The 18114-nt window shown below is 61.5% G+C and carries 13 protein-coding genes; 7 read left to right on the top strand and 6 right to left on the bottom strand.

Translation table 11 applies throughout. The features are described from left to right. Positions 1-164: 164 nt before the first annotated feature. Positions 165-1211: a DNA polymerase III subunit delta gene (gene holA, locus Mal15_RS32225; RefSeq protein ID WP_147871483.1), complete on the top strand. Its 1047-nt coding sequence runs from the start codon at positions 165-167 to the stop codon at positions 1209-1211. On the opposite strand, the gene Mal15_RS32220 is transcribed toward holA, so the two are convergent. The 4 genes from Mal15_RS32220 to Mal15_RS32205 all read right to left on the bottom strand — a co-directional run bounded on the left by Mal15_RS32220 (position 1208) and on the right by Mal15_RS32205 (position 7364). Beyond that, positions 1208-3619 (bottom strand): suppressor of fused domain protein, encoded by a 2412-nt coding sequence (locus Mal15_RS32220; RefSeq protein ID WP_147871482.1) that lies wholly within the window; start codon positions 3617-3619, stop codon positions 1208-1210. The genes holA and Mal15_RS32220 overlap by 4 nt on opposite strands. 129 nt (positions 3620-3748) lie before the next feature. Beyond that, a complete protein-coding gene (locus Mal15_RS32215; RefSeq protein ID WP_147871481.1) occupies positions 3749-4687 on the bottom strand; it encodes an ABC transporter ATP-binding protein in 939 nt (312 codons plus the stop codon). Between the two features lie 44 nt (positions 4688-4731). Beyond that, entirely contained in the window at positions 4732-7050 is a 2319-nt protein-coding gene (locus tag Mal15_RS32210; RefSeq protein ID WP_147871480.1) for a hypothetical protein, read from the bottom strand. Further along, positions 7047-7364 (bottom strand): MazG nucleotide pyrophosphohydrolase domain-containing protein, encoded by a 318-nt coding sequence (locus tag Mal15_RS32205; RefSeq protein WP_095737597.1) that lies wholly within the window; start codon positions 7362-7364, stop codon positions 7047-7049. Before Mal15_RS32205 ends, Mal15_RS32210 begins: the two co-directional genes overlap by 4 nt. 160 nt (positions 7365-7524) lie before the next feature. Between Mal15_RS32205 and Mal15_RS32200 the strand changes: the two genes are divergently transcribed. Next, the gene (locus Mal15_RS32200; RefSeq protein ID WP_233903159.1) at positions 7525-8790 is read left to right on the top strand and encodes a sulfotransferase family protein; all 1266 of its coding nucleotides are present in this window, start codon (positions 7525-7527) and stop codon (positions 8788-8790) included. 103 nt (positions 8791-8893) lie between these two features. After that, positions 8894-10198 (top strand): 3-keto-disaccharide hydrolase, encoded by a 1305-nt coding sequence (locus tag Mal15_RS32195; protein ID WP_147871479.1) that lies wholly within the window; start codon positions 8894-8896, stop codon positions 10196-10198. 300 nt (positions 10199-10498) lie between these two features. Here Mal15_RS32195 and ispH read toward each other — a convergent pair whose 3' ends face one another. Beyond that, positions 10499-11437 carry a 4-hydroxy-3-methylbut-2-enyl diphosphate reductase gene (ispH, locus tag Mal15_RS32190; protein WP_147871478.1) on the bottom strand — a complete coding sequence of 313 codons (939 nt, stop codon included), beginning with the start codon at positions 11435-11437 and terminating at the stop codon, positions 10499-10501. Between the two features lie 14 nt (positions 11438-11451). On the opposite strand from ispH, the gene hpnC reads away from it, so the two are divergent. The 4 genes from hpnC (at position 11452) to Mal15_RS32170 (ending at position 17370) form a co-directional block, all read left to right on the top strand. After that, positions 11452-12324, top strand: a complete 873-nt coding sequence (hpnC, locus tag Mal15_RS32185; protein ID WP_147871477.1) for a squalene synthase HpnC — start codon at positions 11452-11454, stop codon at positions 12322-12324. 2 nt (positions 12325-12326) lie between these two features. Further along, positions 12327-13307 carry a phytoene/squalene synthase family protein gene (locus tag Mal15_RS32180; protein ID WP_147871476.1) on the top strand — a complete coding sequence of 327 codons (981 nt, stop codon included), beginning with the start codon at positions 12327-12329 and terminating at the stop codon, positions 13305-13307. Beyond that, entirely contained in the window at positions 13304-14767 is a 1464-nt protein-coding gene (gene hpnE / locus Mal15_RS32175) for a hydroxysqualene dehydroxylase HpnE (RefSeq protein WP_147871475.1), read from the top strand. Before Mal15_RS32180 ends, hpnE begins: the two co-directional genes overlap by 4 nt. 152 nt (positions 14768-14919) lie before the next feature. After that, entirely contained in the window at positions 14920-17370 is a 2451-nt protein-coding gene (locus tag Mal15_RS32170) for an FAD-dependent oxidoreductase (protein ID WP_233903158.1), read from the top strand. Here Mal15_RS32170 and Mal15_RS32165 read toward each other — a convergent pair. Beyond that, complete coding sequence (locus Mal15_RS32165; RefSeq protein WP_147871474.1) at positions 17354-17917, bottom strand: peroxiredoxin; 564 nt, start codon at positions 17915-17917, stop codon at positions 17354-17356. The two genes, Mal15_RS32170 and Mal15_RS32165, sit on opposite strands and share 17 nt — an antisense overlap. Between the last annotated feature and the right edge of the window lie 197 nt (positions 17918-18114).

Genomic DNA, 18114 nt, shown 5'->3' with positions numbered 1-18114 from the left:
GACGATACCTCTCGTTGTGAGTGAAAAGGTGGCAAAACGATGGGGGCAAAACAATAACCAAGCACCGAGTAGCCGAACACCCCCCGAACCATCGTCTTGCCCCCATCGTCTTGCCCTTGCTTTCCCTGGTTCGTTGGTCTGGTTCTGCCTGCTAGACTACGCCCATGTCGAAAACTCATGCGTTTGAATTCTTGGCTGCCCACTCCGACGCCGCTCCGGTCGACTTTGCCGTTGCGGGGTTGTTCGGTGGTGACAGCACGTTGACCTCGTGGACGACCGCTGTGCTGACCGGTGCGGCGGATGTCACGGAGGTGGACGGAACGACCGGTCGTTGGGCGGACATCAACGACGAGTTGTCGACGGCGTCGTTGTTTGACATGGGCGAAAAACGGACGGTCGTGATTCGCGAAGCGGACAAGTTCGTGTCCGCCAATCGCCCCGAGATCGAGTCCTATCTGGCCAAGCCCGGGACGGCGGCGCGGCTGGTGCTGCAGTTCGAATCACTGGCATCCAACACCAAGGTCTACAAGGCACTCGACAAGTCCCACGTGCTGGTTTGTTGCAGCGGCGAAACAGGGCAAAAGACCGGCGCGACGGCGGCCAGCCGGCGCAAGTTCTTGACCCAGTACGTGGCCTCACGCCATCAAACCAAGCTCAACGGCGCGGCGGCCGACGCCTTGATCGAAATGCTCGGCGAGGACATCGGGTTTCTAGACACCGAGATCGCCAAACTCGCCCTCTACCTGCCGCCGGGTGAAACCATCGAAGAGCCGCTGGTGCGAGACGTCGTGGCCGGTTGGCAAGGCAAGACGATTTGGCAGATCACCGACGCGATCTCCTCGGGCAACGCCGCCGAGGCGATCAAGCAACTCGACAAGTTGATCTCCGGCGGGCAACCGGCGATCGCCCTGCTGCCACAAATCGCGTGGTCGCTGCGACGCCTGGGTCTGGCCGCGTCGGCCCACGTGGCGGCCGAACGGGCCGGCAAGCGTCAGACACTGGAAGACTCGCTGGCGCAAGCCGGCGTGCATCGCCCGGCAGAGATCGCGCGTGCGATCGCCGACATGAAACGCATGAAACGCGAGAAAGCGGTCCAGTTGCTCGCCTGGTTGCTGGACGCCGACTTGCGGCTGAAAGGAACCCACAGCGCCGACGGCCGCGACCGGTTCATGTTGGAACAATTCGTGATGCGTCTGGCCAGTGTCGCCTAGCGCCGGAACCAGCGTTTCCGTTTCACATAGCACTCGCGCATCGGGTCAAAGAACACCGCGTGGCTGTTCTTTTCCAGCAGCGAGAGGAACTTGTGGATTCCGCCGGTGTCAATCAGCTTGCGCTCCGCCTCGGTAATCGTCATCAACCAGAACAACTGGATCACGCCGCCGATGCCTGCTTCGGCTTGGATCGGTTTGGAGTCCGATTCGATCACCGGCAACATATAGACACAGTCCTTTTGTTGGCTGTCGGGCAGCAGATCGTGCAGGCCGTCGAGCGACCCGGTGGTGCCGATCGATAGCCCTTTCTTTTTGCGATAGGGTTCTTTGGCCGCTCCGCGGAGGATCTGGATGGCCAAGTCATCCAGGTGGGTGACGTAGAGCAACAATTCGGCCCGCACACTGCGCTGTCCGTTCGGCATCGGAATCGGATAGTCGCTCATCCCGCTGGTCACCAGCGTCATAAAGTCACGATTGCCTTCGGGGGAATGGACCGAGACATCGACGCGCATCGCGGGGTCTTCGTCGACGTCGTAGCGACAGCACGGTCCGAAGCGTTCCTCGAACGCCGCTCGGCGCAGTGGATTCAGCTCCGCGTCGGACGCCGGGCCACCGGGGGCGACCGCCACGTTGCCCTCGGATTCCGCCGCATGAGAAACGCCGTCGTAGTGCGGCAGCTCCGAAGGCAGAATCTCCGACGGCAAACGATCCCGTCGCGCGACATCCGACTCCTGCGATTCATCGTGCCCCATCGATGCATCCTCGGGCTCCGCAAACGCGGACGCTCCGCCGCCCGAATCCGCCGCTTCCTCGTCGGATCGAACGGCTTGGGCCAGTTCGTGTTCATCGCGCGCCGTCAACGGCGCATAGCGAGGGTCGTCGTTGACGGCCAATTCGTAGGCGTCGGCCCGTTCATCCGTTCGCCCCAAAACATCCTCCCAGGATGACGGTGCGGCATCGGCGTCGTGGTCGCGTGATTCGTCCGCCTCGACCATGGCGGGCGGGGGAGTGTCGTCAGGATCATCGTCGGTCGAGGATACATCGCGCCACTCTGTCGTGGCCTGCTCCGGCGTGACCAACTCATGTTCGGGTTCCGGCTGAACAGCAGGCTCTGGGATGACCGACGAAGCGGGTTGCACGGCAATGTCCAGTTCGCGGCGAGTCAGTTCATTTTCGCGACGCATCAAGTCTTCTTCCCGCTGCGACAGGGATGCCTGACGGGCGGCGAATTCTTGCAGCAATTTCCGTTTCTCCCGGAGAATCGACTCGGCCGTTGCGTCGGTGACTTCCGCCGCGTCCGTCGGGCGAGTCGACGGATCCGGGACATCCGCCGGCGGCGCGTTCTGCGCCGACTCTGCGACCTGTTCCGCTTGACGAGCGACCTGATCGCGCATCGCCTCCACCTCACGTTGCAACTGCATCACTTCGGCATGGCGACCGTCGATCTCCGTCTCACGCTCCGCTTGTGAGCTCGCTTGTTCCTGCAACGACACTTCGCGCCGGCCAACGGCTTGCTCACGCTCGACCAGTTCCTGTTCGCGTTGATCCAGTTCGATCGCACGCTGGTCCAACTGCTGTGTTCGCCCGTCGAGCTCCTCCCGCTCGGCCTCCTGTCGACTGTCCGCTTGCCGGACTTCGTCGCTCCGCGCCGCAAGCTGCGACTCGCGCTGTTCCAAATCGGCGCGTCGGGCTTCGCATTCGGCTTGTTGTTCGGCCAACCGTGATCGGTCATCGGCAAGCAATTGCTCCTGGTCCTTCAGCGACGCGGCCTGTTGGGCGGACTGTGAATCCAGACCTTCGCGCTGCTGTTCCAATTCCCCACGCTGCTGTTCCAATTCCCCACGCTGCTGTTCCAGTTCCTCTCGCAGCAATTCGAGCTCCTTGCCTTTGGAATCCAGTTGCTCCTGTCGCGTTTGAAGGCCTTCCTCGCGACGGTCCAGCTCACCGCCACGGGCGTCCAGCTCACTGCCACGGGCGTCCAGCTCACTGCCACGGGCGTCAAGCTCACTGCCACGGGCGTCCAGCGTCTTCGCCAAAACATCGAGCTTCTGTTCCAGCGATTTCAGTTCTGCGGTCCGCCGCTGGTGATCGTCGTCGTCGGCGCGCGTCTGATCGGGCGCGGCGTCGTCTTTTGTTTGGGCGGCACCTTGGGGATCGGCAGCCGCATGATCACTCCCCGGTGATACCGTCCGATGGGCCGCACGCAGTTTGGCAATCGCTTCGGCGGGGAATGTCAGCCCTTTGACCGTTGCCGCCGCGACCCACGGGCCCTGCCCGTCTCTCAGTCCGGCGTTGGGCAGAATCGCGCCGGCATCCACATACCGCTGCAACTTCTCGATCGGATAGGGGCCACGCTCTCCATTGGTGGTCTTGATGTACCACTGGCCGGGTGTCCGCGGGTCTGGCATCAGATGTACTTGGGGGGAGAAGAGTTTTGTCGGCATCAGAGGCAACGGGGAATCGCGATCGCCACCTCGCGTCTCACAATCCTAGCACGCAGCAAGCGTCGCCGGACAACGTCGTCGCCCCCCCAGATGCTACATCCGGGTGCTGGTCCCTTTGGTCAGCGCCATAAAGGCCGACTCCAGATCGAGCTCTTCCTCGGAGAAACGCTTCAAGTCGATGTTGTTTTCGATCAACAGCTTCGGCAGCTCGCTGTACTGATCGACCTCCGGTTTCAAAATCACCCGAACGGCCGCATCGCCCAGCTCACAGTTCTGCACTTTGTCGTGCCCGGCCAACAAGTCGATGATCGCGTTTAATTGTTCCGGCTTGTTGGGTTGGATCACCAAAACGACGTGCTCTCGCACCATGCGAATCACTTCGGTGACCTCGGCATTTTGTTTCAGTTCACCGCGGTCGATGATGCCGACCTTGTTACACACGTCGGCCAGTTCGGGCAGAATGTGGCTGCTGACGATGATCGTTTTCCCCATTTCACCCAATTTGCGCAACAGGTTCCGCATTTCGATTCGCGCCCGGGGATCCAGCCCCGACAGGGGCTCGTCCAGCAATAGAACCTGGGGGTCATGCAACAGCGTCCGCGCAAGGCCTAAGCGTTGCGTCTGTCCCCGCGAGAGCGTGTTGGCGAAGGCGTCGCGTTTGAATTCCAGGTCAACGATTTCCAGCATTTCGTTGACCCGCTCTCGTCGTTGCTGGCCGTTGATCCGATACGCGGCGGCGAAGAATTCCAGGTACTCCACGACGGTCATGTCGTCATAGACGCCGAAGAAGTCGGGCATGTACCCGACCAGTCGTCGGATCTCTTTGGGGGCGGTGTGGACCGAATGGTCGCACACGTAGGCTTCGCCCCAACTCGGTTCAAGCAACGTAGCGATGATCCGCATCGTCGTCGTTTTCCCCGCCCCGTTGGGGCCGATAAACCCGAACAGATCGCCTGCCTTCAGATCCAGATCGATGCTGCGAATCGCGAAGGCATCGCCATACTTTTTGGTCAAATCGACGGTTTTGATCACGGGAGTTCTTTCTCGTAACGTTCTGGCGGATCAGTTCTGGCGGATCAGTTCAAGCGAGTCTCGCGGACGGGCATGACCACGCGGACCATCGACAACACCCGGCCGCCGGGTCGGACGAACCCCTCGGAATCATGCGCCGTGTCTTGGACATCGAACTCGAACAGCGGCGTTTCGGTCCGCCCCATCAACAGGCAGCGATCTTCGACCAGCAACCCGGACAGGTCCAGGTCACCGATCACGTCGTGGCGGAGTCCGGTGTAGAGCTCTCCGCCGGCGGCGCGATGAAACAGAATCATTTCGGCGACGCGTTTGGCATCGGAAAAATCGCTCGGCGTCCACGACGTCGTCGTGCTCGCGCTGTCCTCGGCCGACCGTTGCCGCGTCAATCGCCAGCGAAAATTCTTCTGCCTCAATTCACTCAACTCCGGCACACTCGACCCGGCTGGAACACGCGTCGGCAACAGATACACCCAGTTTCCATAAACCAAAACGCCGTCCAGGATGTCATACGGCAACGGATTGACGAACTTCCCCCGCAACAACTCGCTTCCGGGGCGTCGCGTCACGGGCACGGTCTCGTGCGTCTCGACGGCAAACGTCGCCCGCGTGGCGATCGACTTGCTGCTCCGCGGGGCGATCGTCAATCCACGGACCTCCGTCGCCACCCCTTGCTCACGATCGCTACCGATCGATGCGGGCACCACTGAATAATCGGCGAACACCGTGTTCTCACCGGCCAACTGAATCCCACCGAATTCCCGACCGGGGTACCCCATCGGAAAGACAAATGAACGTGGCGGGGCGGCGTCCGGCGATGGATCGGACGCCGGCGCAAGCGGTAACGAGTTTTCTCCGGCGGAATAACGAACGTCCACGCGGGCCGGATGGTGCGAGTACAGCGAGCACCACGCGAATCCGCGACCGGCGCCGTCGATCAAGTCGATGTCAGTGACTTGAAATTGATTCGCCCGCAACAACGTCGATGTCGGCGACGAGGTCGATGCGGTGTCGGGGATCACCTTGGGCGCCGCCTGAACGACCAAGAACACCGAAAGCGCGACGGCGACCAGAGGAAACGAAACCCAGCCCAACAACGGCTTGCCCCAAACCCGGTTGATCAAGAAATAATCCAGCGGCCCGATCGCGGCGATCAACAGCATCACGATCAACGAAACGACCGAAAAGCTGAATCGCGGCTTGATCGCGAACTGGTCCAAGACGCCGCGCATCTGGCCGGCCAAGTCTGCAAACGCCGTCGATCCCGTCCGATTGTCGCGCTCTGAGGTTTGCTCCTGCAGCAATTCGCCGACGACTTCTTTGACCAAATCCAGTCGTTCCGGCCAAGCTGCAAACGTCGGATCATCCAAGTCCGCCGTGACGACCGTCAGGCGGCCCAATCCGACGACATAGTCCGCGCCCAACACGGCGGCAACACGCCGCGTCGTCCGCCCGGAAATCAGCGTGCGGCCCTCGCGTCGCGGCAGCTTGATGCCACGAAAAATGTCCAGTGGCGTCTGACTGGATGTAAACGTCTCCAGCGCCGCGGGGTCATAACGCGACAACGTGACCTCCTCGACCGGCAACAGGGAAACCAGCCACGGCGCCGCCTGCACCGTCCGCTCGGTCGCTTCGCCCAAACAGACAAACAGATGTCCGCCACGACGCAGCCACGACACCAGCGCCCCCTGCTGAGTCTCCGTCATCGCCTCGAGCACCGGCACACCGGTCGCGTTGATCATCACCATGTCCACGCCGTCATAGCCGAGCGGCTGAAACGGCATACGGCCGGCAATGTCAATTTTTGTCACGGCGATGTTGGCCGCTTTGTCCAGCAACACGTTGGACGCGCCGATCTGGTCCACCCCCAGTGGATCCCCGATCGCGACCACCCAGGGCATTCCGGCAGGGATCATCGACGGACCACGTGACGGGACGCCGGCCGCGGGAAACCGGGTCTTGGCGACGACTTGTGTGCCGGATTCGCCGGTCCGATGAATCTCCAGTGGCGCCGCTTCGGACCCCGGGACCACATACCCCAGCTCGCCCGAGTGAGTCTGGCCGGGCAACGCGGGATAAGCCCCGAATCGCACCTCCACGCCGTCACCGTCGAGCGTGTGCAGCGTAAAATCGGATCGTGACGCATCCTCGGGTAGCGTCGAACGGACCGATTCGCCCAACCGGACCGCGGTGCAGTGGCCGACCCGGTAGTGCCCGTTGATGCCGACGATGACCGCATCTGCCGCGGCATCGGCGACAGTCGATTCGGCGTCCGCGCTCGGTGCGGAGTCCTGTGCAGAGACCGGTGATCCCAACAGCAGCAAGAGGACCGCAGTGGTGGCCGCGAACTTGACGTGATCGGTCATGGTTTTTCTGAATCGGGACACTCGCAGACCAATTTGCCACAACCGGGACATCCGCCGCCGTATTTCGCGACCAGGGCCGCATTGAGGTCGATTTCGGCAACGTTGGCAATCGTCGTCAGCCAAGCAATCACGTCGGCGAATTCTTCGGCCAAATTGGCCCGATCGTCACCCCGCAAGGCGGACGACAACTCCCCGACCTCCTCCATCAACCACATGAACGTGCCCTCCACCCCCCTGGCAACGTCCTTCTCGTGGTACATCTGACGGATGTGCCGCTGAAGATCCGCAAACGATAATTCAGTAGAATCACTCATGTTGGCAGATTGTAGCGCGTGGGTGGCGCTTTCGCGATCGGGGTGGGCTGAGTTAGATTAGGGTTTAGCCATTCGTACAGTCTGCCCAACCATTTGGTTCAGTGTCCCCGATCATTATCCTGCCTTTCGAATCTCTCATTTAACCCCGCAGCGTCCTTCGTTGACTGATACCGAGCACCGCCGGCCGGCCGTCCCCGCCGATACCGCGAACCTTGCCGACAAAGCAACGCCGGCCGACCGAACCAAACGCAACGACAAAGCAGCGGTCAAACCGCAGGCGGAGTTTCACCGCTACCCGTTCTATGCGCCACGGTTCTGGCACGGCATGCGCCCGCGAACCTGGTGGGGGCTGTTGCGTCAGGGACGATTTCGGATCCACCCGAGCCGTTTGCCCAACCTGCTGGGCGTCTCGCTGGCGACCCCCTGGAACACGGTCCTGGCGTGGATTCAGCAGCTGTTTTTCCGCAAACGCCTTGCCGAAGCCGAATTGCACGGCCCCCCGGTGTTTATCATCGGCCACTGGCGCAGCGGCACGACGTTGTTGCACGAACTGTTGGTGCTGGACGAGCGTTACAGCAGCCCGACGACGTTCCAGTGTTTTGCCCCCCATCACTTCCTGGTCACCGAGTGGATCTTCCAACGGTTTTTCGGCTGGCTGCTGCCGGGCAAACGCCCGATGGACAACATGGCGGCCGGCTGGGAACGTCCCCAAGAAGACGAATTCGCGCTGATGAACCTGGGGCTGCCGTCGCCTTACCGGCACATCGCGTTTCCCTGTGAACCGCCCGTCGATCTGAATTACTTGGATTTCCAAGACGTCTCGCCAACCGATCTGCAACGTTGGCTCCGCGCCCTGCGTCGTTTCCTGCTCGGCGTCAGCACGGTCACCGGACGGCCGCTGGTGATCAAAAGCCCCACCCACACCGGACGCATCGCCGCACTGGCCAAAGAATTCCCCGACGCAAGGTTCATCCACGTCACCCGCGATCCCCGCGCACTGTTCCCGTCGACCTGCCGACTGTGGGCCGGACTGGCCGAAGCCCAAGGCATGCAGGTGGCCCGAGATCCGGCAGACGATCCGACCGCGCCGGGAGGCGACGACCAGAAACTGAACCCCGAAAAACAGTACGTCGTCGATTGTCTGCGCCGCATGTACGACGCCTTCCTCCGCGATCGCCCCAATCTCGACCCCAATCGGATCGTCGACATCCGCTACGAAGACCTGGTCGCCGATCCGGTGGCGATCCTGGAAACGGTCTACCGCTCGTTAAAACTGAGCGATTTCGACTCGGTCCGCCCGGTCATCGAATCCTGGGCCGCCAGCGAACATCGCTCCTACCGGACCAATCGCCACCAATTGTCCGACCAAGACGAAGCGACCATCCGATCGGCCTGGAAACACTATTTCGAAACCTATGGGTACTAGCCGCATGAACCCGCGCATCAACGACTCGCTTTGCCACCCTTCGCGACGCACCGACAGGCTGAACTCGCGTCCTTCCGGTCGTCCGAGAGCGAAGCACGGGTGGATGGATTTGACATGCGTCGCCATCCTCTTGCTGGCCACATCGCTCTCGTTGACCGGATGCAACCGAGAGACCTCCGAAACACCGACCGCCCAACAGCCGGCCGCAGAACCGGCCGAGAAATTCCAGCAGGCGACTGCTCCGTCCGAACCTGCGTCAGCTTCGCTGGCATCACAGTCCTACTCGGCCAGCGCCGACGAATTGCTGGCCGCCCGATTGAGCGATGAAGAAGCGGCGGCCGGTTGGGTGCGTCTGTTCGACGGACACACACTGTTCGGATGGGAGATCACCGGCGATGCCAACTTTCACGTCCAGGACGGTGCGATCGTCGTCGACCAGGGCGACCAATGCCTGATGTGCACCTCCTCGACTTGGGGTGACTTTGAATTGACCTTCGATTTCAAGGCAGACGAAAACACCAACAGCGGCGTGTTCGTCCGCACCCCGTTTCGACCGGCAGACATCACGCGTGATTGTTACGAAATCAACATCGCTCCTGATGACAACCCGTTCCCCACCGGCAGCGTCGTCAAACGGCAAAAGGTCGATGCGGAGGCCGCAGGCCCGCAAACGCCCGGCCAGTGGCGAAACATGTCCGTCATCGCCGATGGCAACGATGTCACCGTCTCGCTGGAGGGCAACGTCGTGTGCCGATACACCGACCCGGCCGACTTGGCGCCCCATCGCATCGGGCTGCAACACAACTCCGGTCGCGTGGAATTTAAAGACATCAAAATCCGACCGCTGGGATTGAAACCGATGCTCGATGCGGAACTGTCACAGTGGAAGAAGTACCCGGAAATGCCTGGGACCTTCACGATCAACGACGACGGCGACCTGCATGTCCGTGGCGGCAAAACACAGCTGGAAACCAAACAGTCCTACGGCGATTTCTTCCTGTTGGCTCAATACAAGATCGACGACCCGGAAATGAATTCCGGGATCTTCTTTCGCTGCATCCCCGGCGATGAAATGATGGGTTATGAATGCCAGATCAACAACGGATTCAAAGACGGCAACCGTTTGACGCCTTTGGATTGCGGCACCGGAGGGATCTTTCGCCGCCAAGACGCCCGGGTGATCGCCGGAGAAAACGCGGCCTGGTCAACGGTGCTGCTGCACGCCAGTGGCAACAAGATCGCCGCCTGGGTCGGCGGGGTGCAAGTCAGTGACTGGGAAGACACCCGCGAAGCACACGAAAACCCTCGCAAAGGGAAACGCATCGAAGCGGGAACGATCATGATTCAAGGTCACGACCCGGCAACCGATGTGCTGTTCCGCGGCCTGCAGATCGCCGAGCTGGAGTAAGGGGGAAGAAAGATTGGCAGAATGATTCGGGGCAGAATGATGAAGCGAGCTGGGGGAGGGGGCAAAACGATGGGGGCAAAACAATTTTAGTGCCCGAGCTGCCAAGGCCGCTCCATCGCGTCCCCAACCACCCCATCATCCAACCACCCCATCATCCTGCCTTCTCATCGTTTTGCCCCCATCGTTTTGCCCCGTCTCATCCAGCCACTCCTTCACTCCTTCACTCCTTCACTCCTTCACTCCTTCACTCCTTCACTCCTTCACTCCTTCACTCCTTCACTCCTTCACTCCTTCACTCCTTCACTGCGCCACCGAAATCGCCCGCAACGGTTTCGGCAACGGAAACTCCACCGATTCCTCGCGCACGGTCGCCGTTTCCACCTCGGCCTCGAACTCACGTTGAAGCCACGCGATCGTCTCTTGCACCACCGACTCGGGCGCGCTCGCACCGGCGGTGATCAACACGGTATCGGACTCACTAAAATCATCGCGTTTCAGATCCCCGGGTCCATCGACCAGGAACGCCCGCTTGCCTCGGTCGGCGGCCAGTTCACGTAACCGCGCGCTGTTGCTGCTGTTCTGGCTGCCGAGCACGACGACGACGTCGGCATCTTGGGAGAGAGCTTTGACGGCGTCTTGGCGGTTTTGGGTGGCGTAACAGATGTCGCCTTTGGGCGGGCTTTGGATGGCCGGGAAACGTTCCCGCAACTTGGTGATGATCCGATTGGCGTCGTCGACGCTGAGCGTGGTTTGGGTCAGCAGTGCCAGCTTGGATTCATCGGCGACCTGCAACCGCTCGACGTCCGCTTCATCCTCGACCAACACGATCGCTTCGGGCGCTTCGCCCATCGTGCCGATCACTTCGTCATGCCCTTGGTGCCCGATCAGGACGATGGTGTAGCCCAATTTGGCATACTTGATCGCTTCCAGGTGCACCTTGGTGACCAGCGGACAGGTGGCATCCAGGGCGGTCAGGTTGCGTTGTTTGGCTGCGGCACGGATTTCCGGCGACACCCCGTGTGCGGAAAACATCAGCACACTTCCTTCGGGGACTTCATCGACCGAATCGACAAACACGGCCCCCTTCTGCTTGAACGTGTCGACGACGTACTGATTGTGTACGATCTCGTGATAAACGTAGACCGGAGCACCGAAATGTTTCAGCGTCAACTCCAACGAGTCGACGGCCATGTTGACCCCCGCACAAAATCCCCGGGGGGCGGCCAGCACAATCTTCATCAAATCTATCCTGAATGTCGTCCGGAACCACGTCGCCGATCGAGTTAAAACAAAGCGAGCAGTTTTGCCGTCGGCTCGCCACAGGGCACTACGAGAATTTCCTGGTCGCTTCTATTTTACTGCCGCGACGCATGCGACAACCGTTTTACAACATTTATGCGTTTTGTCGTACCGCCGACGACCTGGCCGACGAATCCGCCAGCGACACGATCGCCCTGCACGAGCTGGACGCCTTGCAACAGCAAATCGACCGGCTGTTTCGCGGCCAATCCCCGGCAGAAGGGCTGTTTCCCGCCTTGGCCGACACGATTGCGAGGTTTCAATTGGACAAACAACCCTTTGACGACCTGCTGTCGGCCTTTCGACAAGACCAACGGATCAAACAATACGAATCGATGCCCCAGTTGTTGGACTATTGTTCGCGCTCGGCCAATCCGGTCGGACGCTTGGTCCTGCAACTGGCCGATGCGCTGACCCCCACGACGGCCGCGTTTTCGGACCAGATTTGCACGGGGCTGCAATTGGCCAATTTTTGGCAGGACGTTTCTCGCGACCATGCGATCGGGCGGGTGTACCTGCCCGGCGACCTCCGCCGACGATTCGGTGTCACCCCGACGATGTTGTCCCAGCCGTCCAGCCCCCCTGCCCTGCGTGAAATGCTGGCGTTCCTTTGTGACCAGGCCGAAGACTGCTTTCGACAGGGATTGCCGTTGGCCGATCATGTCCCGAGGTGGCTGCGGAACGATCTCCTGTTGTTCGCCCATGGCGGCCTGGCGACACTCCAGGCGATTCGAGACATTGACTTCGATGTCCTGAGGGTTCGCCCGACGGTGGGAAAGTTCAAACAGGGGTTGCTGGTCGGCCGCGCGTTTCTGGGCACACTTTAACCATGCCATCTTCCTCGCTCACGAACGACAGCTACCGACGGGTCCGGCGGATTGCTCGCCGAAGCGGCAGCAACTTCTATCGTTCGTTCTGGCTGTTGCCGCGTGAGAAACGGCGGGCGATGTACGCGTTGTACGCCTTTGCGCGGATCACCGATGACATCGGCGACTGCAACGAACCGGCAGCCCTGCGGACCCGTTGGCTGGACTGGTGGCGACAAACCACGGCGCTGAACCTGATCAGTGACGCGCCGATCGACCGAGTGCAGCTCTCCCCGGGGCTGGCCGACGACACCGCGGATTGGCCGATCGATCTGATCCGTCGCGCCCAAGAAATCATGCCGGCCTTGCGCGACTGTACGCGACGTTTTCAAATCCCCACACGCTACCTTTTGGAAATCGTCGACGGGGTCCTGGCCGACCAACAAAAGACGCGTTTCGACACCTACGAGCAACTGGAACATTACTGCTACCTGGTCGCTTCGGCCGTCGGATTGGCTTGCTTGCACATCTGGGGATTCAAGGGGCCGTTGCCGATGCGCGCGGCCATCGATTGCGGGCTGGCGTTCCAATTGACCAACATCCTTCGTGACATCTCCGAAGACGCCGGGCGGGGTCGGATCTATTTGCCGCGACAGCACTTTGCCCAACACGGTTTGTGTGAAGACGACTTGCTGCAACCGCGACCGGACGACCGACTGGTCTGCTTGATCGAAGACGAAATCCGCCGTGCCAAGACGCTTTACGTCAGCGGTTGGAACGTCTGGGATTCCCTCGACCGCGACGGACGCCCGATGTTTTCCATGATGTGGCGAACCTACCGCCGGCTGCTCGATCGCATCGCGGAAAATCCTCGCGCGGTCGCCTCACGACGGGTTCAATTGAGCCCGGGTGAAAAAATCGGGATCGTTTCCCAACACTTCGTCAAACCGATCTTCCATCGGCTGCCCGTCCCGCCGACCGAAGTCACCGAGGTCGGGACGTGACTAGGCCTGTGACCGCGCCGGGACACGTCGTGATCGTCGGCGCCGGATTGGCCGGCATGTCGGCCGCCGAAACACTCTCTCGCGTCCACCCCGAGCTGCGGCTGACGCTGCTGGAATCCAAGCGACTGCCCGGCGGCCGAGCCGGTTCGTACGTCGATCCCCAGTCCGGCAGCGAAGTCGATTATTGCCAACACGCGGCGATGGGATGTTGCACCAACTTGATCGACATGCTGCACGCGTGTGGTTTGGACCAACATCTGCGACGCGATCGATCGCTCACGTTCTTGCATCCCGATCATCCGCCCAGCCGGTTCGCCCCGAGCCGCTGGCTGCCGCCGCCGCTGCACCTGCTGCGGACGGTTCATGCGCAACGTTATCTTTCGCCGCGGCAAAAACGTGAGCTCCGATCCGGGCTGTGGAAACTGATGCGGACGCCGCCGGAGGCATTGCGCGCAAGCCGAGCCCGCCGTTGGCTCACGGACGCACAGCAGAGCGATGACACCGTGCGAGATTTTTGGGACGTCATTCTGGTCAGCGCCTTGGGTGAACACACCGGCCGCGTTTCGATGGCCGCCGCCCGCAAGGTGTTGATCGACGGATTCGCCGCCGCTCGCGGCGCCAGCGACGTGCTGGTTCCGATCGTCCCGCTGGCCGACCTGTTTGGGCGACAGCTGGCGGGCGAACTGACGCGGCGCGGCGTGGAGATTCGGACCGGAGAAATGGTGCGGCAGATCACGCCCGAGGCACGAGTGATCACGTCGACGCAGCCACTGGAGGCCGACGCTGTGATCTGCGCCGTCCCCTGGCATCGGATCGCCGAACTGTTTGATCAGTGGCCCGACGGCCAGCACGACGCGTTGCCAGACCTGCCTGCGATTTCAGCTATTCCGTCTTCGCCGATCACGGGGCTGCACCTCTGGTTCGATTCGCCGATTACCCCGCTGGACCATGCAGTGATGGTCGGCACGGTCGCCCAATGGCTGTTCCGCGCGCCGTTCGGTTCGCAGGAAAAACAGCACTACTATCAAGTCGTGATCAGTGCGTCCCAGGCAGAAGTCTCGGAATCCAAGCAAACGCTTGTCGACACCGTCCTGGGCGAACTTCGCCACGCGTTTCCGGCCGCCCGCGATGCGACGCTCTTGCGTCACCGGCTGGTCACCGATCCCAACAGCGTGTTTTCACTTCGCCCCGAAGTCGATGCGATCCGACCGGCGGCCGCCACTGCGGTTCCCTGGCTGTCGTTGGCAGGGGATTGGACACAAACCGACTGGCCGGCCACGATGGAAGGCGCCGTGATCAGCGGCCGTCTGGCAGCCGCAGCGGCGGTGAACCATCTGCAACGCGACGCTGCTCCACCGTCGCTGGCCCCCGACCGCTTCCTCACCGCCGGCCTGCCCCCCGGACGGCTCGCCCGCCTGTTGATCCGGTCCGATCAACGAGACGGCGATGCGTTGACGTAGCTACGCTCGCCAGAGCGTGGAAATTCACAGCGTGAAACCTTGCACAACCGCCTTCTGGCGAAGGCAGCTACGATTGCCAGCCCTGCTGAACGTTTGACTTTCGCGTACGATGCACGCGGAAAAGCCCAGTTCACCAATGGAGACCAGAACGCTTGGACATCGCGCTGCCCCAACACATCGCCGAGCGTCTTCGTTGGCTCGCGTCGCCCGACCGGGGGGCGTACGAGCCCGGTCAATTCGTGTTGTACTGGATGCACAATGCATTGCGTGCGCACGAAAACCCTGCATTGGACGCCGCGCTTTGCCTGGCCCGTCAAAATGGTCTGCCGCTGCTGGTCTACCACGGGCTTAGTGAAGATTACCCGTACGCCTCCGACCGACTGCACGCCTTCATGCTCCAGGGGCATCGCGACGTGCAACGCGAATTGTCCGACCGCGGCATCGTGGCGGCGTTTCATTTGCAACGTCAGGGCCGACGCGGCCCGTACCTGCGTAACCTGACGCGTGCGGCGGCCTGCCTGGTCACCGAAGAGATGCCGGTGCAGCCGCTGGTCGGATGGCTGGATCGATTGGTCACGACCTGCCGCACCCCGGTGGCGACCGTCGACTGCTCCTGCGTCGCTCCGGTCACGTTGCTCGGTCAAACCTGTACCTCGGCCGCCGAGTTTCGCCGCCACGCCAAACCGCTGTACGACGCGCGATTGAACCTGCCGTATCCCGAGCAGTTCGTTGACGTGCCAATGTGTGACGTCGATGACCTGACCGCTTCGCTGGGATTGGAACCGATCTGCTTGCAAGACGTCGATCTGGCATCATTGATCGGACAGTGTCGCATCGATCACTCGGTCGCCCCGGTCACGGACACGCCCGGTGGATCCCGCGCCGGTTACGCACGCTGGAATCACTTCAAAGAAAATGGCCTGGAACACTACAAACAAGCTCGAAACGATCCGCTGGCCGATGGGAGCGCCAGCCGCATGAGCGCGTACCTGCACTACGGGATGGTCAGCCCGCTTCGGATCGCACGTGAAGCGTCACAGCGAAACGCGAAAAAGTTTCTTGACGAATTGCTGACGTGGCGCGAGTTGGCGTTCCACTACTGCTTTCACAACCGCGACATCGTTGACAGTCTGGACGCGCTGCCCGATTGGGCCCAGGAGTCGCTGCGCCGGCACGGGGACGACCCGCGGGAAGCGGATTGCAGTTGGGAAACCCTGGCGCGGGCCAACACGGGACGCCCGCTCTGGGATGCCGCCCAACGCAGCTTGCTGAAACATGGCGAGCTGCACAACAACGTCCGGATGACGTGGGGTAAAGCGATGCTGCCCTGGCTGGAATCTCCCCATCGCGCGTTACAGCTGACGTTGGATTTGAACCACCGCTACGCACTCGACGGTCGCAACCCCGCGTCCTACGGCGGCGTGCTGTGGTGCTATGGCCAATTCGATCGTCCGTTCACACCCGAGCAGCCGGTGATCGGCAAGATCCGCCCGCGCTGCAGCGACGAGCATGCGCAGCGGATAGATCTGGACGCCTACCGCCGGCATGTCGATCGCCCGATCGCCGCCTCGCTGCCCCGCGTGGCGATGATCGGCGCCGGCATCGGGGGATTGGCGGCCGCTCGGACGCTGACCGATCACGGCATCGACGTGGTGGTGTTCGACAAATCACGCGGCGTAGGCGGACGAACGGCCACGCGACGCGCGACGTCTCCCAACGGTGCCGGCGAGTTGCGATTTGACCACGGAGCCCAGTACTTCACCGCCCGAGACGCGCGGTTTTGCAGACTGGTCAGCAGTTGGATCCACGACGGCTTGGTCGAACCCTGGATGGGACGAATCGTTCACCTGAGCAATCGCGGCAAACTGCTCGGCGAAAAGAACGACATGCCCCGCTACATCGGCATTCCGGGGATGAACGCCGTCGCCAAACACCTGGCAAACGATCTCACAGTCCATCTCGGGAATCCGATCACTCGCCTGATCAAGCGATCGGGACAATGGCTGATCGAAAACGGCGACCGAGAAGTGCACGGTCCCTTCGATGTGGTGCTGTGCAATTGTCCGCCGCCGCAAACACTTGGCTTGATCGACGGCCACACCGAATTGGCTCACGATGTACGCTCGGTCACGATGCGTCCCTGCTGGGCACTGATGCTTGCCGACCCGTCTCTGCCGACGGCCGCCTTTGACGGTGCGTTTGTCGACAACAGCCCGATCGCGTGGATTGCCCGCAACGATCAGAAACCGGGACGGACCACGCCCAACACCTGGGTCGTTCACGCGTCCGCCGATTGGTCGCAGGCACACGTCGAAGACGATCCCGCCGACGTGGCTGCGGCCTTGCAGTCGGCGCTGGCGTCGTTGCTGGGCACAACGATCACACGGCCTGAAGTGGCAACCGCGCACCGCTGGCGATACGCCGTGCCCGCCCGACCGCTCAGCCAAGAATGTCTGTTTGATCCCACCACGGGGATCGGGGCCTGCGGTGACTGGTGCGGCGGTTCGCGCGTCGAGGCGGCTTACCTGAGCGGCATCGCCCTGGCGGGAACGCTGCTGCGCCGTTACACGATCGACCGCACCCCAATCACTTCAGCGATTTGACCACGTCTGCGATCTTCGTCGGATCTTGTTTCGCATTGACCGCCGAATCCTTGTAGGCGATTTTGCCGTCCAAACCGATCACAAAGGTCCAGCGTTTTGCCGTGGCCGTGCGCAACAATTCCGTTTCGATTCCTTCAATCTCCTTGATCACCGTCTTCTCACCCAGCGCGACGGGGACGCCGAACGCTTTGGCGACCTTGCCGTCAGTGTCGGCCAACAAGGTAAAGTTCAACTGGTGTGCTTTCTTGAAGATGCGATGGTTCTTGGCCGAATCGCCGCTGACCCCGACAACCTCGACCCCATCGGCGGTGAATGATTCCATCTTGTCGCGATACCCGCAAGCCTGTGCCGTGCAGCCGCCGGTCATGTCAGCGGGATAGAAGTAAACGACCAAGATTTTCTTACCGACGTGATCGGCCGACTTCCACGTCGCGTCGGTTTCGTCGACCGCTTCAAACGACGGCGCCTTGTCGCCGACATCAACCGCCATCGCGTCGGAGGCAACGAACGAAAGCAACAGACAGGACAGAATCATGAAGGAACGCATCTCAGTGAGACCCTTTTGCTTTTTTTAGATTGAGGTGGGACAACAGGCAGGACACGCCATTGTAAAGGATTCAGCAATCGTTGGTGTTCAGCCTTTACGCGACCCGTTGGTGTTTAGCCTTTAGGCGATTCCCCCTCGCTGCGATCGCAGCGACCCCGGGGCGGCCAAAGCCTTCACACCAACTCGCATGCCGGTGC

The sequence above is a fragment of the Stieleria maiorica genome, assembly GCF_008035925.1.
Classification (GTDB): Bacteria; Planctomycetota; Planctomycetia; order Pirellulales; family Pirellulaceae; genus Stieleria; species Stieleria maiorica.
The sequence above is the reverse complement of the archived record's forward strand: the minus strand, read 5'-3'. Positions and strand labels throughout refer to the sequence as shown.